The sequence below is a fragment of the Salipiger pallidus genome (assembly GCF_014643635.1).
GTDB classification, from domain to species: Bacteria; Pseudomonadota; Alphaproteobacteria; order Rhodobacterales; family Rhodobacteraceae; genus Salipiger; species Salipiger pallidus.
In genome coordinates, this window is the sequence record NZ_BMJV01000003.1 from 312762 (window position 1) to 332692 (window position 19931).

Consider the following 19931-nt stretch of genomic DNA (forward strand, 5'->3'; position numbering starts at 1 on the left):
TCCTCTTGATCACCGGCGCTTTGATACCAGTGTCTTGCCTTGCGAGGCCCCTGCGTACAAGGGGCGAAACCCCAAGGTCGTGCCCCATGCCCGAAGACCTGCCGATCTGCCCGCTTTGCCTGCGCCCGATTCCGCCCGAGGCAAAGCAGAGCCTGCATCACCTTGTCCCCAAGCTGAAGGGCGGCAAGGGCGGGCCGACGGTGCTGTTGCACCAGATCTGCCACAACGAGATCCACCGTGCCTTCACCGAAGCGCAGCTTGCCCGCGATCTGAGCACGCCCGAGGCGCTGCGGGCGCATCCGGAGATGCAGCGCTTCCTGGCTTGGGTGGCGAAACGCCCGCCGACCTTCCATTCGCGCAGCAGCGGCGGGCGGCGCAAGCGCTGATGCGGTGACATGGGGCACCCTGGGGCCCGGGACCTTGCCTGACGCATCGGGGAAGGTGGGGCGGAAGACGCTGGACAGATCCCGTGCCTGGATAGTCGAGATCTGCGCGGACAGGGGCGCTGTGCCGGGCCGCAGGTGTGGGGAGGCGTGTTCGCGGTACGGTCTGGCGGCAGCGTTCCGAGCGAGCCTCGGGAACCAACCGCCGCTTTCAGAGCGCTCTGCCTCCACTCTCTGCCTGCCTCATCCGTGCACCAGTCCGGCAGCCCGGTCATGATCGGCTGGTCCTGAAAAGGGGGGATCCTGCGACGCGGGCTAGTCGCGGGGCGCGCGTGGCTGCAGGGCCGCAAGCCGCTCTACCCAGTCCAGCTGGCGGGGCAGGCAGACGGTCTGAAGGTCGTAGTTCGCCCGGACGAAGGCGCGGGCATTGGTGCCCAGCTGAGCCCGGCGGGCCGGATCCTCGAGCAGATCGCAGACCTTTTCCACCATTGCGGCACCGTCGAAGAAATCTGTCAGCACGCCGGTGTCTTCCTCCGTCAGTGCCTCGCGCACCGGCGCGGTGTCGCTGGCGACGATGGCGCATTCCGCGCTCATCGCTTCGAGCAGCGACCAGCTGAGGACGAAGGGGTAGGTGAGGTAAACGTGCACCCGGCTGACCTGCATCATCGCGAGGAAGCGCTCGTAAGGCACCCGGCCGAGGAAATGCACCCGCTTCCAGCCGCTGGCGGGGATCTGATCCTGCACTTCGTCGATGAAGATCTGCTTCCAGCTTTTGCCCTCGGGGGGCTTGGCGCCGTAGCTGACCTCGTCGCCGCCGATGAGCACCACCTGCGCAAGGGGGCGGCGGCGCAGCAGCTCGGGCAGGGCGCGCATGAAAACGTGATAGCCTCGGTAGGGCTCTAGGTTGCGGTTGATGAAGGTGATGACCTCGTCATCGCGGGTGACGGTGCTGCCATCGGGAAGGTCGAGCCGGGCCGCGGGGTTCGGGCAGACCTTGTCGGTGTCGATGCCGTCATGGGCCACGGTGATGCGATCCTGCCATGGTTCGGGGAAAGTCTCCGCCTGGAAGCGGGTGGGCGAGATGCCCGCATCCATCACCTCTTCGTGCAGGCGGTTGTTGAGGTTCTTCACCCGCAGGCGCAGCGGGTCGGCCTCGGGGGCCATGCGCTGGAATTCCGGGTCGAACCCGGTGAACTGCCGGTCCGCCCGGTGGTAGAGCTCGCAATAAAGACCAAGCCGCGCGTCGGGCCACACATCCTTGAGGAAGAGGCTTTCGCCCCAGCCGTGGTGGGCAAGGATCACGTCAGGAGAGAAACCTTCGTCCTTGAGCGCAAGGGCGGCGCGGTAGCAGCTTGTGCCGCGCAGTACCTTGGTTTCGAAATCCGACAGCCACGGGTGAATGCCCTTGGTCGACTTGCCGCGTACCGCGTAGGGCAGGATGCGCACCCCGGCCCAGCTGCTGGGTTTCTTGACCTTGGGGGTGAGGGCGACGACCTCGTGGCCCCGGGCGGCAAGGGCCGGGGCAAGATGCTTGTACTGGCCGGGGAAATTCTGGTGGATGCAGAGGATCTTCATGACGGGCCGCCGAACGGTTGGATGCCGTTTCTTTTGGCACGCACGGGGCAGGGCGGCCAAGGGCAAGGGGCGGATTGTCCCCTTTCGGTTGCGGAAATGTCGCCAAGGCCGGGCCCCGAACACGGCCCGGGACTGGACCGCGACGCCCCTTCGGCCTATCACCCGCCCAACCGAGACCCGAACCCGCGGATGGATACCCCTATGTCGCAATACGATCCCGCCCAGATCGAGCCGAAATGGCAGGCCGCCTGGGACGACGCCCAGACCTTCAGCGCAACGCGCGATGAAAGCCGTCCGAAATACTACGTGCTGCCGATGTTCCCCTACCCGTCGGGCCGCATCCACGTGGGCCACGTGCGCAACTACACGTTGTCGGATCTCGTGGCGCGCTACAAGCGGGCGACCGGGCACAACGTGCTGCACCCCATGGGCTTTGATGCTTTCGGCATGCCCGCCGAGAACGCCGCCATGGCATCGGGGGGCCATCCCAAGGATTGGACCTACGCCAACATCGACACGATGATCGAACAGATGAAGCCCATGGGCTGGGGCTTTGACTGGGACCGCATGTTCGCCACCTGCGATCCGGAATATTATGGCCAGCAGCAATCCATGTTCCTCGACATGCTTGATGCCGGGCTGATCTACCGCAAGAACGCCGTGGTGAACTGGGATCCGGTCGACATGACCGTTCTGGCCAACGAGCAGGTCGAGAACGGCCGCGGCTGGCGGTCGGGCGCGCCGGTGGAGCGCAAGGAACTCACCCAGTGGTTCTTCAAGATCTCCGACTATTCCGGCGAACTGCTCGAGGCGCTCGACACGCTCGATGACTGGCCCGCCAAGGTGCGGCTGATGCAGGCCAACTGGATCGGCCGGTCGCGCGGGCTTCAGTTCGCCTTCTCCACCGTCGAGGCCCCGGAAGGCTTCGACCGGATCGAAGTCTACACCACCCGCCCCGATACCCTGCTGGGCGCGAGCTTCGTCGGCATCTCGCCGGACCATCCGCTGGCCCGCGCGCTCGAGGCCGAGCGCCCCGAGGTGGCCGAGTTCGTCGCCGAATGCCGCAAGGGCGGCACCACCGAAGAGGCGATCGAGACCGCCGAGAAGCTGGGCTTCGACACCGGCATTACCGTGCGCCATCCCTTCGACACATCGTGGGAGTTGCCGGTCTACATCGCGAACTTCATCCTGATGGATTACGGCACCGGCGCGATCTTCGGCTGCCCGGCGCATGATCCGCGCGACCTTGAATTCGCCCGCAAGTATGATCTGCCGGTGCGCAGCGTCTTCGCCCCCGCCATGGGCGAGGAAGGCACTTTCATCCTGCCCGAGGACGGCGGCCCGGCCTACGTGCCGCCCAAGCCCGAAACCGTGCGCTACCTCCAGCCCTTCGCCGGCGCTGAGGCGATGACCGGGGAAGATGCCATCGACGCCGCCGTGGCCTTCTGCGAGGACAACGGGGTCGGCACCGGCGTGACCAAGTTCCGCCTGCGGGACTGGGGCCTGTCGCGCCAGCGCTACTGGGGCTGCCCGATTCCGGTGGTGCATTGCGACACCTGCGGCGTGGTGCCCGAGAAAAAGGAAAACCTGCCCGTCGTCTTGCCCGAGGACGTCAGCTTTGACGTGCCGGGCAACCCGCTCGACCGTCACCCGACGTGGCGCGACTGTGCCTGCCCCTCCTGCGGGGCGCCCGCACGCCGCGAGACGGACACCATGGACACGTTCGTCGACAGCTCGTGGTATTACGCCCGCTTCACCGCGCCGCGTGCGGACACCCCCACGGACATGGACGAGGCGAAGTACTGGATGAACGTCGACCAGTACATCGGCGGCATCGAACACGCGATCCTGCACCTGCTCTATTCGCGCTTCTTCGCGCGGGCGATGTATGTCACCGGCCACTTGCCCGAGACCAGCAAGGAGCCGTTCAGCGCGCTCTTCACCCAAGGCATGGTGACCCACGCGATCTACCAGACTCCGCAGGCCGAAGGCCGCCCCACCTATCACTATCCCGAAGAGGTGGAGCTGAAAGAGGGCAAGGCGTTCCTCAAGGACACCGGCGCCGAGGTCGAGGTCATCCCCTCGGCCAAGATGTCCAAGTCCAAGAACAACGTCGTGGACCCAGTCACCATCGTGAAGCAGTACGGTGCCGACACCGCGCGCTGGTTCGTGCTGTCCGACAGCCCGCCCGAGCGTGACGTGGAATGGACCGCCGCCGGGGCCGAGGCCGCGAACCGCCACCTTGGCCGCGTCTACCGTGCCTGCGCCGAGATCGCCGCATCCGACGTTCCCGCCACCGCCGAGGACGAGGCGCTGCTGCGCGAGATGCACAAGGCGATCCATGACGTGACGCTTGCGGTGGAAAGCTTCGGCTTCAACGCCGCCATCGCGCGGCTGTACGGGCTGACCAACGCGCTGACCAAGTCGCGCGCCGGATCGGGCGTGAAGCGGGAGGTCGCCGCCGTACTGGCGCAGCTGATGGCCCCGATGACGCCGCACCTGGCCGAGGAAATCTGGCAACTGCTGGGCCGTGACGGCCTTGTCGCCAACGCGCCGTGGCCGCTGGCCGACGAGGCGATGATGATCGAGGACACGGTGACCATGCCGATCCAGGTCAACGGCAAGCGCCGGGGGGAACTCACGGTGCCGCGCGACATGCCCAAGGAAGAGATTGAAAAACTCGCCCTCGCGCATGATGCTGTGGTGCGGACGCTGGATGGCGCCCAACCGAAGAAACTCATCGTGGTGCCGGGTCGTATCGTCAATGTCGTTGCCTGATCGCAGACAAGTGCTTTTCTCGCTCGGGGCCCTCGTGGTCTCGGGCGGGCTTTCGGCCTGCGGCTTCACCCCGGTCTATGGACCGCAGGGCGGCGGCGGCAGGCTGCTGAACGCTGTAGCGCTGGCCGAACCCGAGAATCGCGCGGACTACGATTTCCGCTCGCGGTTCGAGGAGCGGCTGGGGCGCGGGACCGGCCCTTACGAGCTGACCGTGAACCGGTCACTCAGCAGCCGGGGGCTGGGGTCACTGTCGGATGGCCAGACCACACGCTATCGCCTGACGGGGCGGGCCAACTACCGGCTCTCGCCGGTCGGCAGCGACATCGCGCTGATCGAAGGCTACACCGATGCCTTCACCAGCTATTCTGCCACCGGCTCCACCGTGGCCACGCAGACCGCCGAGCGGGACGCGCGGCGGCGCCTGATGGTGATCCTTGCGGACCAGGTCATCGACCGGCTGCTGATCGACGCGGACAAGCTGCCGAGGTGAGCCGCCCATGAAGCTTACCGGCCGCGACGCACAGGCGTTCTTTCGCAAGCCCGACCCGACCCGTGCAGGCATTCTGCTGTTTGGGGAGGATGCCATGCGCGTCGCGCACCGCCGGCAGGAGACCATCGCCGCCCTCATCGGACCCGAGGGCGAGACCGAAATGCGCCTTGCCCGCATTCCCGCGTCCGAGCTGCGGCGCGATCCGGCGATGCTACTGGATGCGATCAAGTCGCAGGGCTTTTTTCCCGGCCCCCGGGTCGCCTTTGTCGAAGAGGCGACCGACGGGCTGACCGACGTTATCTCCACCGCGCTGAACGACTGGCGCGAGGGGGATGCCCAGATCATCGCCACCGCCGGGGTGCTTGCCGCCAAGTCTAAGTTGCGCAAGCTTTTCGAGACCCATTCCAACAGCTATGCCATCGGCATCTACTCCGACCCGCCGGGCCGGGACGAGATCGAGGCGGCGCTGCGCAAGGCTGGACTGGAGCAGGTGGATCGCTCGGCTTGGGATGCCCTTGAAGGGCTGGCCCGCGCGCTGGAGCCGGGCGATTTCCGGCAGGTGCTGGAGAAGGTCGCACTTTACAAGCTGGATGATCCCGCCCCCCTGACCGGTGAGGAGGTGGCGCTGAGCGCCCCGGCGTCGATCGAGGCCGAGCTTGACGACATCCTCCACGTGGTGGCCGAAGGCCGCCAGTCCGAGATCGGCCCGCTGGTGCAGCGGTTGGCGGGGCAGGGGGTGAACCCGGTGACGCTGCTGATCATGGCGATGCGGCATTTCCGGGTGCTCTACACGCTGGCCTCGGCGCCGGGCGGGCCGCAGGCGGGGATCGGCAAGCTGCGCCCGCCGCTCTTCGGCCCGCGCCGCGACCGTATGCTGAGGCAGGCTCAAGGCTGGTCGGCGGACCGGCTCGAGATGGGGCTCGGCATGCTCATGGACACGGACCTGTCGCTGCGCTCGGCCGGGCAGCGGGCCCCTGCCATGGCGCTGGTCGAACGTGCCTTCGTGCGCATCGCGTGGCTGGCACGGCGCTGAGCAACACCTCGGTGCGGGGGCTGATAGGTTCAGGGGGCAGTCGCTGACGGTGCCATGCGGTCGTGGCTTGCTGGAAAGTCGGCACACCATCAGGCCATCCGGGGCATTCACTGCCAGTGGACGTCGGTGGCCTCGGACATGATCCATTGGCTTTGGAGACACGCCCGCGGACTGGTACGACCTGCGTTCAGACCGGAACCATCGTCCCTGTGAGGAGCGCGATGTGGGTTTCGGCACCGTCCTCTTCGGCGAAGACATCCGCACTTACGATCACCAGCCTGCGCCCGGGTTTAACCACGCGCCCTCGCGCAATCAGACGGAGGCCCCGCGCTGGGGCCAGAAGATGGATTTTCATCTCCGATGTCACCACCTCGCGCCCCTCGGGCATCACGGTCAGGGCCGCATAGCCTGCCGCGCTGTCACCGAGGCCAAAGGCCAGCGCGGCGTGGCCAAAGCCCTGCTGTTGGCTGGTTTCGGGGCGCAGTGGCGCACTGAGGCAGACCTCCCCCCGGCGCAACCGAGACGATCTGCGCCTCAAATGTCCGCATCATGCCCTGCAGGGCAAAGCTCGTCCGGATGCGCCCGCCCAAATCAATGTCCATGTCCATACTGCGATCAGAGCAGCCTCAGATGCGGCAGGCAAGCCTTCGGGGGCCGCGCGCCGCAACGTTACGGGCGGCACGGCAAGCGGTTAGGCGCTGCGCGACATGGGGATGGTGACGGGTGTCGGCCCGGTCAGGATGGCGCGGGCGTCCGGGGCCATGAGCCCCGCCAGCGCCGCGTGATCGCAGCGCAGACCGCCGGTATAGGCGCCATAGGCAGGCAGGATCAGCCGGCGCTCGTCCACGAGAAAGCAAGGCCGCGAGATCACCCGTCCGCGCAGGCGCAGCCGTGCCTTGGGATGGTAATGCCCTGACACTTCCCCTACCGGGCCGGGGGTGGCGATGTGGCGGAAGATCAGCGAGCCGATGGCCAGTTCGGCCAGGTGGGTACCGCCCAGCGACACGGGGCCGGGGTCGTGGTTGCCCTCGATCCACGTCCAGTCGCGTCCGGCCTGCAGGCGCAGGATCCACAGCCGATCGTCCTCGGGGAGGGCGACATCGATGCCGGCGGCGTCGAAACTGTCACCAAGGCAGATCACCCGGTCCGCGCCGGTGGCGGCAAGGTCGGCCTCGAGCCGTAGCAGCGTCTCGCGCGTCTCGTAGGGGGGAAGGGCCGCGCCGCCCACCGCCGACAGCCGTGCGGATTTGCCGAAATGCAGGTCCGACACCACCAGCAGCCCCATGGCAGGCCAGTGCAGCGCCCCCGAGGGCAGCGCCGCAAGCGCGGCGTCACGAAACTGGAAAGCGGCGGTGTTCATGCCCTGTTCCTTGCCTGTATCAGTGCCCTGGGGCAAGGGCAAAGCTTGGACCCATCAGCGCTGACATGCCGAAACATGCCGGTGCGCGGCACTCACGGTGGCCAGAGTGATGATCCCACCGCAGTGGCGAGGGCATTTGCCTGTAGGTCTGGCAGGGATGTGTTCTTCGAAGAGGGGGGCAGAAGGCCCCGATCCCTGCCACTCGTGTGCGCCACTGCGATCCAGCTGGCAGGCTGGACCGGGGCAGCAGAAGGGAGCCCTCCGGCAGGTGGATGTCAGCCGGAAGCTGCTACCTTGGCCGACGTCTCCCCCAGCCGGGCCAGCCCGGACTCGTCCAGCAAGCGCGTGACCTCCTCTTCGAGAAGCCGCTCGTCCGCGCTGCCGTTGATCGGCACCCGCCCGGGTTCGAGGAACAGCGGTGCCGACAGGGGGGACACCCGTTTCAGCCGCACGAGGTCGATGCGGTCCCCGATGCGGTCGCACATCTCGCGGATGCGGGCGAAATCCACGAGGCCGCGCATGGCCTCCTCGCGGGTGATGTCCAGCAGCAGGTGGCCCGGGTCGTATTTGACCAGCGTGTCATATAGGATGTCCGACGACATGGTCGCCTGCCGCCCGCTCTTGCGCGCGCCGGCGGTATTGCGTTCGATTAGTCCGGCGATGGTGGCGCTGGCCCGGAAGGTGCGCTTCATCACCGCGTTGCCCTGCAACCAACCCTCGAGCCCGTCCTCGAGCCGGTCCAGATCGAACAGCGGGGCCGGGTTGATTACCGCGTCCAGCCCCCAGATCAGCACCGCGTAATCCGAGGCCACGAAGCCCATGGGGGCGAGCCCCTCCTCCTCCATGCGCTTGGTCAGCAGAAGGCCAAGCGTCTGCATCGCGTTGCGCCCGGCAAAGCCATAAACCACCAGTTGTTCGCGCCCGTCATGGGGGAAACTTTCGATCAGAAGGCGGCCCGGTTGCGGAAGTTGGCTGACCTCCTGCTGCAGGGTCAGCCACTGGGCAGTGTGGCCCGGCAGGGCGGACCAGTCGCCGGCATCGAACATGCGCAGGATACGTTGCGACAACTGGGTCGAGGTGGCGAACTTGGTGCCCATGAAGGTGGCGATCTTCGGCTTTTTCGCCGCATCGCGGGTCACCTCGACGACCATCTCGCGCAGCCCCTCGTAGCGCACGATCTGCCCGCCGATGAGGAAGGTGTCGCCCTTGGTGAGGCTGGCGGCAAAGCCTTCCTCGATCTCGCCCAGGGTTTGCCCGCCGCGCCCGCGCCAACGCACTTTCAGCGTGTCGGTGTCCTGAATTGTGCCGATGTTCATGCGGATGCGTGCCGCCGAGCGCGGATCGCGGAGCTGCCAGAGGCCGTCCGGGCGCTGCAGCAGCCTTTGCCAGCGATCATAGGCGCGCAGGGCATATCCCCCCGTGGCGCAGAAATTCAGGCAGGCGTCGAAGTCTTCACGCGCCAGCCCCGCGTAGGCCCCGGCGCTGGTCATTTCCTCGAACAGGGCATCCGCGTCAAACGGCCCGGCGCAGGCGGCGATCAGGATATGCTGGCACAGCACGTCGCGTGGGCCGGGGCCGCGCGGCTCTCCGTCAAGCTCGCGCTCCTGCACGGCCTGAAGTGCGGCGACGCATTCCACCACCTCGAAACGGTTGGCGGGCACCAGCAGCGCCTTCGAGGGTGCGTTGTAGCGGTGATTGGCGCGCCCGATACGCTGCACCAGCCGCTTGACGTTCTTCGGTGCGCCGATCTGGATCACCAGATCCACGTCGCCCCAGTCGATCCCCAGATCGAGGCTGCCGGTGCAGACGATGGCCCGCAGATCGCCGCGCACCATCGCCGCCTCGACCTTTTCACGCTGGGCGCGGTCGAGGCTGCCGTGGTGGATGCCGATGGGCAGCGCATCCTCGTTGGCAAGCCAGAGGTTGTGAAAGAAGATCTCGGCTTGTGCCCGCGTGTTGTGGAAGATCAGCGTGGTGCGGTGCTGCCTCACCTGTTCCAGCACTGCCGGAATGGCGTAGGCGGCGCCGCCCCCGGACCATGGCGGAGCCTCGTCCGTCTGCAACATGGAGATGTCCGGCTCGGGGCCGGGATCGGCCATCAGGATCTTGCAAGGGTCCGGATGACGGGCAAGAAGGCGGGCGACGGCAGGGGGATCCTCGACCGTGGCCGACAGTCCCACCCGGCGCAGGTTTGGGCACATGGTCTGGAGCCGCGCCAGCGCCAGCATCAGCTGATCGCCGCGCTTGCTTTCGGCAAGGGCGTGTATCTCATCGACGATAACCCGCTGGAGCCCTTCGAACATGCGCGGAGCGTCTTCGTAGCTGGTCAGCAGCGCCAGCGACTCGGGCGTGGTCAGCAGGATCTGAGGCGGGTCCGCGCGCTGTCTGCGCTTGCGCGACGACGGCGTGTCACCGGTGCGGTCTTCGACCCGGATCGGCAGGCCCGCCTCCTCGATCGGGATGAGCAGGTTGCGCCGGATGTCCGTCGCCAGCGCCTTGAGTGGAGAGATATAGAGCGTGTGCAGCCCGGTGCGCGGGGCATCGGCCAATTCCGCCAGGGTGGGCAGGAAACCCGCCAGTGTCTTGCCACCGCCGGTGGGAGCGACAAGCATCAGGCATGCGTCCGACGCGCGGTCAAGCATAGCCTGCTGATGCGGGTGGATCTGCCAGCCACGGCTGTCGAACCAGGTCTGGAGGGAGGCGGGAAGCTGCGTCATTCCCCCTAGATAGGGCGCAGCCGGGACTCTTGCCATGGGCGGGCTCAACTGGGAGCGGTCTGCAGGCCTACTGCCTGACCGGCCGCCGAGGGGCTGCGCCTTGGCAGCCTTGGGGCTTGCCCGCGACAGACGGGCTCGAATGGCCGGGCAGGGCAGATCCTTGTCTTCATTGGCGGCAAGGCCAATCGCGTTGCTCGCCTGAGTGGTTCGAGGGGCGGCATCCTTTGCACGCTTGCGCCGAGGCACCCACGGCGAGCTCTTGCCTTCGTGGACGAGGCACGGCTGGCCCTGCGCGCACCGGCACGCGTCTGCGCCTCCGTCCTGCTACGTCGCTTGGCGCCCCGGTCCGTGGTCTGTGCTTTGGCGCACAAGCCGCCCGCAGGGGGTGGGGGGTGGTCATTCCGCACGCGGTCATTACGTTGCCATTCAAATCACCATTCAACCCACATGAGACGGAGCCATCAGATGAGCGAAGAGTACACCCCGCCAAAGGTCTGGACATGGGAGCCGGGCAACGGCGGCAAGTTCGCCTCGACCAACCGGCCCATCGCCGGCGCAACCCATGACAAGGAGCTTCCCGTCGGCGAGCATCCCTTCCAGCTTTACTCCATGGGCACGCCCAACGGGCAGAAGGTCACCATCCTCTTCGAGGAGCTTCTGGCCGCAGGCCATGCGGGCGCGGAATACGATGCCTGGATGATCAACATCATGGAGGGCGACCAGTTCGGCTCGGGCTTTGTCGAGGTGAACCCCAACTCCAAGATCCCGGCACTGATGGATCGTTCGGGCGACACGCCGGTGCGCCTGTTCGAATCCGGTGCCATGTTGCTGCACCTTGCCGAAACGTTCGGCGCCTTCCTTGGTACGTCCGGCAATCGCCCCGAGGTGCTGTCGTGGCTGTTCTGGCAGATGGGCAGCGCGCCTTACCTGGGCGGCGGCTTCGGCCATTTCTATGCCTATGCGCCCTATCCGATGCAGTACCCCATCGACCGCTTCACCATGGAGACCAAGCGTCAGCTCGACCTGCTCGACAAGGTGCTTGCGGATCGCGAGTTCATCGCCGGGAACGAGTACACCATCGCCGATATCGCGATCTGGCCTTGGTACGGCAACCTCGTTCTGGGGCGCGCCTATGACGCGGCCGAGTTCCTCGACGTGGCCAGCTACACCAACGTGGTACGCTGGGCGCAGGCCATCGACGCCCGCCCCGCCGTACAGCGCGGCCGCGTGGTGAACCGCACCGAGGTGCCCGGTGCCAAGGGCGTGCCTGAGCGTCACTCGGCCGCGGATTTCGACTGAGGCGCTGGTCCGGGCACCCGGACCCATCCCGATGAAGCGCCCCGCCCGGATGCCGGTGCGGGGCGTTTTCCTTTGCAGGGCGCTGTTGTGCCCACGCCACCCCGGCGGGGGCGGCACCACTGGCTGATGGACAAGCCCGGGCCCAGCGGTATAGTGCGGCCTTCTTTTTCACGAAAGCAGGGGCGCGGGCGCATGGCAGAGCAGATCAAGGTCGGGATCATCATGGGCAGCCAGTCGGACTGGCCGACCATGGAAGAGGCGGCGAACGTGCTCGACGAGCTTGGCGTGTCTTACGAGACCCGCATCGTCTCGGCCCACCGCACCCCGGACCGGCTTTGGGCCTACGGCAAAGAGGCTGCGGGGCGCGGTCTTCAGGCCATCATCGCGGGCGCTGGCGGTGCGGCGCACCTGCCGGGCATGATGGCGTCCAAAACGCGTGTGCCGGTGATCGGCGTGCCGGTGCAGACCAAGGCTCTGTCGGGGGTCGACAGCCTCTATTCCATCCTCCAGATGCCGCGCGGCTACCCTGTGGCGACCATGGCAATCGGCGGGGCCGGGGCCAAGAACGCCGGGCTCATGGCGGCGGGCATCCTGGCGCTGCAGGACCCAGCCCTTGCCGAGCGGCTGGATGCATGGCGCGAGGCGCTCTCTGCCTCGATTCCTGAAGAGCCCGAGCGGGGCTGAGACCGGACCAAGTCCGGCGCGAGGCAGGGCTGATGCCCGGCTTTGCGGACGCCGGTCCGGGAAAGCTGCCGGGCGGCGGTCTGGCCTGGCTCCGGATCGCGCCCGGCGGCCTGTCGAACCCAGCCAGTGGCCCGTCCCGGCGGGGCCGACCCGTGCAGGGCTGGACCTGCGGCGCTTGTCAAACCGGGGCAGGGGCGCTGCTGGGTGCATCTTCGCTTGAAGCGGACGGCGTTTCGCGGGAAAAGCCGACCAAGGCAACGCGCGGAGGCTTTTCCATGACCAATCCCCTTCCCCAGGGCGCAACCATCGGCATTCTCGGCGGTGGCCAGCTTGGCCGCATGCTCTCGGTCGCGGCAAGCCGCCTTGGCCTGCGCAGCCACATCTACGAGCCGGGCGCCAACCCGCCCGCCGGCCATGTCGCCCACGCGGTGACCACCGCCGCCTACGAAGACGAGGCCGCCCTGCGCGCCTTTGCGGAATCGGTTGATGTCATCACTTACGAGTTCGAGAACATCCCCACGGAGGCGCTCGACCTGCTGCAACAGATCCGCCCGATCCGCCCCGGCCGCGAGGCGCTGCGGGTATCGCAGGACCGGCTGACGGAAAAGACCTTCCTCACCGACCTCGGCCTCAAGACCGCGCCCTTCGCCAACATCACCGACGAGGCGACGCTTGCCGCCGCCATCGAGGTGATCGGCACGCCGTCGATCCTCAAGACCCGGCGCTTCGGCTATGACGGCAAGGGGCAGGTGCGGATCCTGAACCCCGAGGAGGCGGCGACGGCGCTGGCCGAGATGAAGGGCGCACCCGCGATCCTCGAGGGCTTCGTGGACTTCTCCTGCGAGGTGTCGGTGATTGCAGCGCGCAGCGCCGACGGCTCGGTGGCCTGCTTCGATCCCGGCGAGAACATCCACCGCGATGGTATTCTGCGCACCACCACCGTGCCCGCCCGCCTGTCGGCCAAGCAGCGTCAGGACGCGGTGTTGCTGGCGGCACGGATCCTCAATGCCCTGGACTACGTGGGCGTGATGGGGGTCGAGCTGTTCGTGACCCCGCAGGGTCTACTGGTGAACGAAGTGGCGCCGAGGGTGCACAACTCGGGGCACTGGACGCAGAACGGCTGCACCATCGACCAGTTCGAACAGCACATTCGCGCCGTGGCCGACTGGCCGCTTGGCGACGGCGCGCGTTACATCGACGTGCAGATGGAGAACCTGATCGGAGACGATCTCGACCGGCTGCCCGAGCTGTCCTCGGAGGCGGATGTGGCCATCCATCTCTACGGCAAGGACGAGGTGAAGGCGGGCCGCAAGATGGGCCACGTGAACCGGATCATCCGAGGCTGAGGGTTCGGCCATGCCGGGATGAGGTTTTGAGGGGCGGTGGGGCGATAGCCTGCCGCCCTTTTCGCCTCATGGAGGCCTTTGCGCTTGGCACTGCTTTTCCGCCTTGTCGCACGCGGCCCCAAGCTCGGTCAAACCCCGCTTGAACGCGAAGCCTCTGCGCGGAATCAAGGCGAAGCCGCCGCGCATCGCCGGCCCGCCCGACCGGGCTGGCGATCTGGTGAAGCCAGCACATCGTTTCGAGGTTTTCCGGACTTGGCCGGCATAAATCGAGAGGTTCGGATGCTGCATCGCCATCCCGCGGACCGGCGATGCGCGGCTCGCGTTGTGAGAGCGACCAGCGTTTCAGGGCCTCAGAAGCCATCGGTGAATGGTAAGGGATGCGTTGACAGCTGCTGATGACTGCGCTCCCTGAGCCCTGAGCCCTGAGCCCTGAGCCCTGAGCCCTGAGCCCTGAGCCCTGAGCCCTGAGCCCTGAGCCCTGAGCCCTGAGCCCTGAGCCCTGAGCCCTGAGCCCCGATTATCGTAGGATCGGCGGTTTCGCGGGGTCCGAGCCCGGCGCGACCCGCTCCACCCGTTCGGGCACCTCGGGCTCGGGCAGGTCGAACCGCAGCCCCACCCGGGTGAGCGCCGCCGTCACCGGGTCGCTGTCGCGCAGGAAGGCCACGTCGAGCGAGCCTGCCTCTATCCCTGAGAACACCAGCGCCTCGTTCACCGCCCGCGCGAGCGCGTCCTCGGCCCCCGGCACCGTCCCGGCAAAGGCCAGGAGGTGGCTCTGGGCGCCACCCTCGTAGCGCACCCCCGAGAGCCACGCGCAGCGCGCGAAGCCCGCCGCCGTCGCAAGCTTGGCATCCAGCGCCGTCAGAAGCACCTCGGGAAGGCCGTGCGGGGGCAGCACCTCCTCGATCTTGCCCTCGGCCTCCTGCGGGCCGTGGCCCAGCGTCTCGGCCAGCCAGTCCACCGCCGGGGGCGGCAGCATCAGCTGAGATGGTGCCACCTCGAGGTTCAGCGCAAGGCCGATGCCCTGTCCCGCCAGCATGTTCGCCACCGCGCGGCCAGACAGCGCCGCGTAGGGCGCGGCGCGGCCTACGAACTGTGACAGGCGGTCCTCGCGGTCGAAGACCAGCACGAAACTGGCATCGGCCAGCTCGAAGATCTCGGGCGAGATCTGGTCGCCCTCGGGCTCTTCGGTGAGCAGCAGGAACAGCTCGCCATCCGCAAGCCGCTCGTAAAAGCGCAGGCGCGCGGCGTCATCGTCGGGGGCGGCGTCCATGGCGGCGTGGGCCAGGTCGAGAGGGGTCGTTTCGGTCATTCCAGTGCCTCGCGGACACGGGTGCGCAGGACGGGCAGCAGCTCATCCTCGAACCACGGGTTGCGTTTGAGCCAAGCCGTATTGCGCCACGACGGGTGAGGCAAGGGCAGAGCGTCCGGCAGATGAGCGCGCCAGCCCCGCACGGTTTCGGTCACGCCCACCTTGGAGCCGAGGTGATAGCGGTGCGCATAGCCCCCGATGTAAAGCCGCAGCCGCACCTCTCCGAGCGCCGCGAACAGCCGTTCGTGCCAGGTGGCGCGGCAAATGGGTGGCGGCGGCAGGTCCGAGCCCTTGGCATCGTAGCCCGGAAAGCAGAAGGCCATGGGCATGATCGCCACCTTGGAGCGGTCCCAGAAGGTGTCGTCGTCGATCTGAAGCCACTGCCGCAGCCGCTTGCCCGACGGGTCGTCAAAGGGCCGCCCGGCATTGTGCGCCCGCATGCCCGGCGCCTGGCTGGCGATGAGGATGCGCGCACCGGGCGCGAACCACACCACCGGGCGTGGCGGATGGCGCGTGGCCGTCGCGGCAAAGCGCTCACGGCAAAGGCGGCAGGCTTTCAGGTGCTGCGCCAGCTCTGGCAGGGTCTCTTGCATGAGGCAAAGGTAGGAGGGGCAGGGGGCGTCGTCCAGTGTTCACGACATTTCTAGCATTATCGAAATATCGCTTGCCCGAGAGTTTTATTTCGACAATGCTAGAAGAATGAAAAATGATTCCACCCCCCGCCTGTCCGAGATGCCGCTGGAAGTGGCTGCCTCGCAATTTGCCGCCCTCGGATCCGAACAGCGGCTGACGGTTCTCAAGACGCTGGTGCGGTCGGGCCCAGGGGGGCTTTCCATCGGTGCGTTGGGCGAGCGCACGGGAGTGACCGGGTCGACCCTCACCCACCATCTGCGCATTCTGACCACCGCTGGCCTTGTGCAGCAGACCAAGCAGGGGCGCAGCACCATCTGCGCCGCCGCCGCCTACTCCGAGGTGCGGGCGTTGTCGGAGTTTCTTCTGACCCAGTGCTGCGCCGATTGCAGCGATCCGGAGCATGACCATGGCTGACACATCCCTGCCCATCCACCGCATGCCCCGGCTCGATCCTGCCATCACCGCAAGCGCATTGGTCCTGCTGGCGGTCGCCCTGTTTGACCGGGAGGCCGCGATCCCCTCGGCGCAGTTTGCTGTCACGTCTTTGCTGCACACGCTGCCCTTCGTGCTCTTTGCGGTGCTTGCGGTGGCTTACATCAAGGCCGCCGGGATCGAGACGCTGCTGGCCCGCGCCTTCGATGGGCCGCAGACCCGGATGATTGTGCTGGCGGCGCTGATGGGTGGGCTGTCCCCATTCTGTTCGTGCGAGGTCATCCCCTTCATCGCCGCACTGCTGGCAGTGGGCGCGCCGCTGAGCGCGGTGATGGCGTTCTGGCTGGCCTCGCCGCTGATGGATCCGGCGATGTTCCTTGTCACCTCGGGCACGCTGGGCTGGGATTTCGCCATCGCCAAGACCGTGGCCGCCGTTGCCATCGGGCTTGGGGGCGGCCTTGTCACCATGGCGGCGAGCCGCTCTGCCGTCTTTGCCGACCCGCTGCGCCCGAAACCGCAAACCTGTTCCTCGGGCTGCTGCAGCGGCCCCACCAAGCCGTTCTCGGGCACCCGCAACTACCGTTTCTGGACCGAGGCATCCCGGCGCGAGACCTTCCGCAAGGAGGCGCTGACCAACCTGCTCTTCCTGTCGAAATGGCTGCTGCTGGCCTACCTGATCGAGGCGGTGATGCTGCGCTACGTTCCGACGGAAACCATCGCGGGGGTACTGGGCGGCACCGGCGCGATGCCCGTGGTGCTCGGAGCGATCGTGGGCGCGCCCGCCTATCTTAACGGCTACGCTGCCGTTCCGCTGGTAGCGGCGCTTCTGGATCAGGGTATGGCCCCGGGCGCGGCCATGAGCTTTGTCGTGGCAGGCGGCGTGAGCTGCATCCCGGCGGCGGTGGCGGTCTGGGCGCTGGTGAAGCCAAGGGTGTTTGCCGCCTACATCGGTTTCGCGCTGACCGGCGCGTTGCTGGCGGGCTTTGGATGGAGCGTCATGGCCTGACCGACGATTCCCGACACGGGATTGACGCGGTCCGGCATCCGGTTCCTGTAAATGGGGCGGAAGTCGGGCCGTGATGCGTCTGCCGGGCGATTGCGCCCGCCAAACGTGGCAGGCGTTTCCCTTTGTTTCCCCGTTGGGCCATAGTGTAACCAGATTCCGCCTCTAAGACATGCTTAACGCACCCTCCATAGACAAGGAGGGAATGAGGACCTCGAGCCCGGGACACGGCGAATGCTGCAATTCGACATGGTCAGCAAGTCCTTCTGGACTGGCACACAGCGCAAGGTGATCCTTGATCGCGTGTCCTTTCAGGTGGAACTTGGCCAGTCGCTGGGCATCCTTGCCCCCAACGGTACCGGAAAGACGACCCTGATCCGCATGATGGCGGGGCTGGAAAAGCCCGATGAGGGCGAGGTGCGCAGCACCTGCCGCGTGTCCTTCCCGCTGGGGTTCATGGGTGGTGTGGTGTCCAAGATCTCGGCCCGGGAAAACGCCCGGTTCATCGCTCGAATGTACGGGATCGACCCCGATTACGTGGAAAGCTTCTGTCGCTGGCTGTGCGATCTCGGAGAGTACTTCGAGCAGCCCCTCGGCACCTATTCCAGCGGGATGCGGTCGCGCTTTACCTTCGCGCTGATGCTGGCGCTTGATTTCGACATCTACCTGATCGACGAAGGCATGCCCAATTCCACTGACGTGGAGTTCAACAGGAAGGCCGGGCAGATCCTGGCCGAACGGCTGCGGACCACGACCATCGTGATCGTCTCGCACCAGCCCGAGATCCTGCAGAAGTTCGCGCGCAAGGCCGCCGTTTTGATGGATGGCAAGCTGCACATGTTTGAAACCTTGGAAGAAGCGAAACAGCTCTATGACTACGAAACCCAAGGCTAAGAAATTCCGTATCCGCCGCAGCAGCCCAGCCGAACAATCCGCCCCGGTGCCGCCAGAGGGGCGCGAGGGCGGGGAGGCGCCTGCTGCGGATAATGCGCGCCCGGCTGGCCCGTCCGCAGCACAGCCGCGACGGACGCAAGCCCCCGGGACAGCGCAATCGCCGCGCCCAGAGGCACCGCAATCCACCGCGCCGGGCGCGCAGCGACCACAGGCCGCAGCGGGCAGGCCCACCGCCCAGACCCCCCGCTCGGGCGAGGTCAGTTCCGCCGCGCAGGTGTCATCCGAAACCGACATCGAGGCGATTCGCCGCGAGGGCCTGACTGGCCGCCAGCTGCGTATGGCGCGGCGGGTGGCGCAAAAGCATGGGCTTCCGGCGACCTCGGATCTGGATGCGGTGCGCCTGCTGCGCGCCCGTGGCATCGATCCGTTCCAGCGCGTCAACATGCTCGAACTCGTGGTGCCGGCCGCCGAAGCATCCGGTGGCGGCGCGGCCGGAGCGCCTCCGCCGCCAGCGGGGAAGGGGCCCATCCAGCCTGCCGGGCAGCACCCCATGGGCCGCGTGCAACTGCCCCAGACTGTGCCTGCGGGACATGGCAAGCCGCAGCTGCCGTCGACCGAAACGATCAGCCCCGCCGAACGCCGTGCCGCCGAGATCAGTCAGATCCAGAAGGAACTGGCCTCGCGCCGCCGCAAGAAAATGATGCTGCTGCTGACCCGGCTGGCCTTTTTCGTGCTGCTGCCGACACTGATCGCAGGGTACTATTTCTACGTCATGGCCACGCCCATGTATTCGACCAAGTCCGAGTTCCTGATCCTCAAGGCCGAGAGTACCGCGGGGGGCATGGGCTCGATGTTCTCGGGCACGCAGTTCGCCACCAATCAGGACGCGATCGCGGTGCAGAGCTACCTTCTGTCGAAGGATGCGATGCTGAGGCTCGACCGGGACGAAGGGTTCAAGGACCACTACGAGCAGGACTGGATCGACCCGGTCCAGCGGCTCGAGGATGGCGCCTCGAACGAGGACGCCTACAAGCTTTACAAGCGCAACATCGAGATCGGCTATGACCCCACCGAGGGTGTCATCAAGATGGAGATCATGGCCGCTGACCCCGAGACCGCGGCGCAATTCAGCCGTGCCCTCATCGGCTATGCCGAAGAGCGGGTGGATACCCTGTCCATGCGCAAGCGATCAAATGCCGTCACCGATGCCGAAGCCGGGCTCGCCGATGCCGAAGAGGCCCGCTACGACGCGCAGGAGCGGCTCGTGCGGCTGCAGCAGGAAGGGTCCATCGTTGATCCCGAGGGCCGCATCACGGCGCTGCGCACGCAGATCAGCAACGTGGAAGTTCAGCTGCAGGAAAAGCAGCTCGGCCTTCAGGCCTTGCTGGACAACGCGCGGCCCAACTCGAGCCGTGTGGAAGGGGCCGAGGGGGATGTGCGCCGGCTCGAGAACCTGCTGGCCGATCTCAATTCGCAGATGACTTCTGCGACCACGGGCGAGAATTCCCTGGCCGAGATCGCGGTTCAGATCAAGCTGGCCGAAGCTGACCTGTCGACCCGGGACCTGATGCTTCAGACTGCGCTGGAACGGCTGGAACAGGCGCGGCGGGACGCGGACAGCCAGGCGCGCTACCTGACCACTTCGGTGGTGCCGGTGGCCTCGGAGGATGCTGCCTACCCGCGCAAGTTCGAGAACACGATCCTGGCCTTCCTGATCTTCTCGGGGATCTACCTGATGATCTCTCTCACCGCGTCGATTCTGCGCGAACAGGTGTCGAGCTGATCCGCGCTGCGGCCGGGCCGCTAGGGCAAACCTGCGGCCCGTCAGGCAAGGTCGGACCTGAGCAAAGCCAAGCTTGGGCGGACCTGACCGCAAAGAGGGGAAGACCGGACCTGGCCGACAGGACCGGGCAAACCTGCCGGAAGGTAGCGAGGCGCGGGCTTGGCGGGAACGCCAGGAAGGGGCGGATTTGACCGCAGTGCAAAAAGGGCGGC

General features: G+C 66.9%; 17 protein-coding genes. 11 read left to right on the forward strand and 6 right to left on the reverse strand.

What is annotated here, in order from left to right:
- The first annotated feature begins 86 nt into the window (after positions 1-86).
- Positions 87-386 carry an HNH endonuclease family protein gene (locus IEX41_RS09495; RefSeq protein WP_188790000.1) on the forward strand — a complete coding sequence of 100 codons (300 nt, stop codon included), beginning with the start codon at positions 87-89 and terminating at the stop codon, positions 384-386.
- Between the two features lie 312 nt (positions 387-698).
- Here IEX41_RS09495 and IEX41_RS09500 read toward each other — a convergent pair whose 3' ends face one another.
- Positions 699-1958, reverse strand: a complete 1260-nt coding sequence (locus IEX41_RS09500) for a glycosyltransferase family 4 protein (protein ID WP_188790001.1) — start codon at positions 1956-1958, stop codon at positions 699-701.
- Between the two features lie 201 nt (positions 1959-2159).
- Between IEX41_RS09500 and leuS the strand changes: the two genes are divergently transcribed.
- Genes leuS through IEX41_RS09515 form a run of 3 tightly spaced genes read left to right on the forward strand, consistent with a single transcriptional unit; the run spans position 2160 to position 6259 of the window.
- Entirely contained in the window at positions 2160-4736 is a 2577-nt protein-coding gene (gene leuS / locus IEX41_RS09505) for a leucine--tRNA ligase (protein WP_188790131.1), read from the forward strand.
- A gap of 10 nt (positions 4737-4746) precedes the next feature.
- Entirely contained in the window at positions 4747-5226 is a 480-nt protein-coding gene (gene lptE / locus IEX41_RS09510) for an LPS assembly lipoprotein LptE (RefSeq protein ID WP_229673102.1), read from the forward strand.
- Between the two features lie 7 nt (positions 5227-5233).
- On the forward strand, positions 5234-6259 hold the full coding sequence (locus IEX41_RS09515) for a DNA polymerase III subunit delta (protein ID WP_188790003.1): 1026 nt from the start codon (positions 5234-5236) through the stop codon (positions 6257-6259).
- 187 nt (positions 6260-6446) lie between these two features.
- Here the strand turns inward: IEX41_RS09515 and IEX41_RS09520 are convergent, their stop codons facing one another.
- The 3 genes from IEX41_RS09520 to IEX41_RS09530 all read right to left on the reverse strand — a co-directional run bounded on the left by IEX41_RS09520 (position 6447) and on the right by IEX41_RS09530 (position 10336).
- Positions 6447-6797, reverse strand: a complete 351-nt coding sequence (locus IEX41_RS09520) for a PaaI family thioesterase (RefSeq protein ID WP_308421499.1) — start codon at positions 6795-6797, stop codon at positions 6447-6449.
- 153 nt (positions 6798-6950) lie between these two features.
- The gene (gene pdeM / locus IEX41_RS09525) at positions 6951-7619 is read right to left on the reverse strand and encodes a ligase-associated DNA damage response endonuclease PdeM (protein WP_188790004.1); all 669 of its coding nucleotides are present in this window, start codon (positions 7617-7619) and stop codon (positions 6951-6953) included.
- A 275-nt stretch (positions 7620-7894) separates the two neighbouring features.
- The gene (locus tag IEX41_RS09530; protein WP_188790005.1) at positions 7895-10336 is read right to left on the reverse strand and encodes a ligase-associated DNA damage response DEXH box helicase; all 2442 of its coding nucleotides are present in this window, start codon (positions 10334-10336) and stop codon (positions 7895-7897) included.
- Between the two features lie 465 nt (positions 10337-10801).
- On the opposite strand from IEX41_RS09530, the gene yghU reads away from it, so the two are divergent.
- The 3 genes from yghU (at position 10802) to IEX41_RS09545 (ending at position 13665) form a co-directional block, all read left to right on the forward strand.
- Positions 10802-11635, forward strand: a complete 834-nt coding sequence (gene yghU / locus IEX41_RS09535) for a glutathione-dependent disulfide-bond oxidoreductase (RefSeq protein ID WP_188790006.1) — start codon at positions 10802-10804, stop codon at positions 11633-11635.
- A gap of 192 nt (positions 11636-11827) precedes the next feature.
- Positions 11828-12319, forward strand: a complete 492-nt coding sequence (gene purE / locus IEX41_RS09540; RefSeq protein WP_188790007.1) for a 5-(carboxyamino)imidazole ribonucleotide mutase — start codon at positions 11828-11830, stop codon at positions 12317-12319.
- Positions 12320-12594: 275 nt separating this feature from the next.
- On the forward strand, positions 12595-13665 hold the full coding sequence (locus IEX41_RS09545) for a 5-(carboxyamino)imidazole ribonucleotide synthase (RefSeq protein ID WP_188790008.1): 1071 nt from the start codon (positions 12595-12597) through the stop codon (positions 13663-13665).
- A 517-nt stretch (positions 13666-14182) separates the two neighbouring features.
- On the opposite strand, the gene IEX41_RS09550 is transcribed toward IEX41_RS09545, so the two are convergent.
- Together IEX41_RS09550 and IEX41_RS09555 are read right to left on the reverse strand one after the other, a co-directional pair.
- Positions 14183-14974 (reverse strand): SseB family protein, encoded by a 792-nt coding sequence (locus IEX41_RS09550; RefSeq protein WP_188790009.1) that lies wholly within the window; start codon positions 14972-14974, stop codon positions 14183-14185.
- Positions 14971-15567 (reverse strand): uracil-DNA glycosylase family protein, encoded by a 597-nt coding sequence (locus IEX41_RS09555; RefSeq protein WP_188790010.1) that lies wholly within the window; start codon positions 15565-15567, stop codon positions 14971-14973. The genes IEX41_RS09550 and IEX41_RS09555 overlap by 4 nt, the downstream gene beginning before the upstream one ends.
- A 106-nt stretch (positions 15568-15673) precedes the next feature.
- On the opposite strand from IEX41_RS09555, the gene IEX41_RS09560 reads away from it, so the two are divergent.
- The 4 genes from IEX41_RS09560 to IEX41_RS09575 all read left to right on the forward strand — a co-directional run bounded on the left by IEX41_RS09560 (position 15674) and on the right by IEX41_RS09575 (position 19719).
- The gene (locus IEX41_RS09560; protein WP_188790011.1) at positions 15674-16021 is read left to right on the forward strand and encodes an ArsR/SmtB family transcription factor; all 348 of its coding nucleotides are present in this window, start codon (positions 15674-15676) and stop codon (positions 16019-16021) included.
- Entirely contained in the window at positions 16014-17045 is a 1032-nt protein-coding gene (locus tag IEX41_RS09565; protein WP_188790012.1) for a permease, read from the forward strand. Before IEX41_RS09560 ends, IEX41_RS09565 begins: the two co-directional genes overlap by 8 nt.
- 231 nt (positions 17046-17276) lie before the next feature.
- The gene (locus IEX41_RS09570) at positions 17277-17936 is read left to right on the forward strand and encodes an ABC transporter ATP-binding protein (RefSeq protein ID WP_188790013.1); all 660 of its coding nucleotides are present in this window, start codon (positions 17277-17279) and stop codon (positions 17934-17936) included.
- A complete protein-coding gene (locus tag IEX41_RS09575) occupies positions 17914-19719 on the forward strand; it encodes a KpsE/RkpR family capsule polysaccharide export protein (protein WP_188790014.1) in 1806 nt (601 codons plus the stop codon). Before IEX41_RS09570 ends, IEX41_RS09575 begins: the two co-directional genes overlap by 23 nt.
- Positions 19720-19931: the final 212 nt, after the last annotated feature.

Excerpts from the sequence above, each read along its gene's own strand:
- IEX41_RS09495 (WP_188790000.1), top strand. The coding sequence starts at position 87 with ATGCCCGAAGACCTGCCGATCTGCCCGCTTTGCCTGCGCCCGATTCCG.
- IEX41_RS09500 (WP_188790001.1), bottom strand. The coding sequence starts at position 1,958 with ATGAAGATCCTCTGCATCCACCAGAATTTCCCCGGCCAGTACAAGCAT.
- leuS (WP_188790131.1), top strand. The coding sequence starts at position 2,160 with ATGTCGCAATACGATCCCGCCCAGATCGAGCCGAAATGGCAGGCCGCC.
- IEX41_RS09515 (WP_188790003.1), top strand. The coding sequence starts at position 5,234 with ATGAAGCTTACCGGCCGCGACGCACAGGCGTTCTTTCGCAAGCCCGAC.
- pdeM (WP_188790004.1), bottom strand. The coding sequence starts at position 7,619 with ATGAACACCGCCGCTTTCCAGTTTCGTGACGCCGCGCTTGCGGCGCTG.
- IEX41_RS09530 (WP_188790005.1), bottom strand. The coding sequence starts at position 10,336 with ATGACGCAGCTTCCCGCCTCCCTCCAGACCTGGTTCGACAGCCGTGGC.
- yghU (WP_188790006.1), top strand. The coding sequence starts at position 10,802 with ATGAGCGAAGAGTACACCCCGCCAAAGGTCTGGACATGGGAGCCGGGC.
- purE (WP_188790007.1), top strand. The coding sequence starts at position 11,828 with ATGGCAGAGCAGATCAAGGTCGGGATCATCATGGGCAGCCAGTCGGAC.
- IEX41_RS09545 (WP_188790008.1), top strand. The coding sequence starts at position 12,595 with ATGACCAATCCCCTTCCCCAGGGCGCAACCATCGGCATTCTCGGCGGT.
- IEX41_RS09550 (WP_188790009.1), bottom strand. The coding sequence starts at position 14,974 with ATGACCGAAACGACCCCTCTCGACCTGGCCCACGCCGCCATGGACGCC.
- IEX41_RS09555 (WP_188790010.1), bottom strand. The coding sequence starts at position 15,567 with ATGCAAGAGACCCTGCCAGAGCTGGCGCAGCACCTGAAAGCCTGCCGC.
- IEX41_RS09560 (WP_188790011.1), top strand. The coding sequence starts at position 15,674 with ATGAAAAATGATTCCACCCCCCGCCTGTCCGAGATGCCGCTGGAAGTG.
- IEX41_RS09565 (WP_188790012.1), top strand. The coding sequence starts at position 16,014 with ATGGCTGACACATCCCTGCCCATCCACCGCATGCCCCGGCTCGATCCT.
- IEX41_RS09570 (WP_188790013.1), top strand. The coding sequence starts at position 17,277 with ATGCTGCAATTCGACATGGTCAGCAAGTCCTTCTGGACTGGCACACAG.
- IEX41_RS09575 (WP_188790014.1), top strand. The coding sequence starts at position 17,914 with ATGACTACGAAACCCAAGGCTAAGAAATTCCGTATCCGCCGCAGCAGC.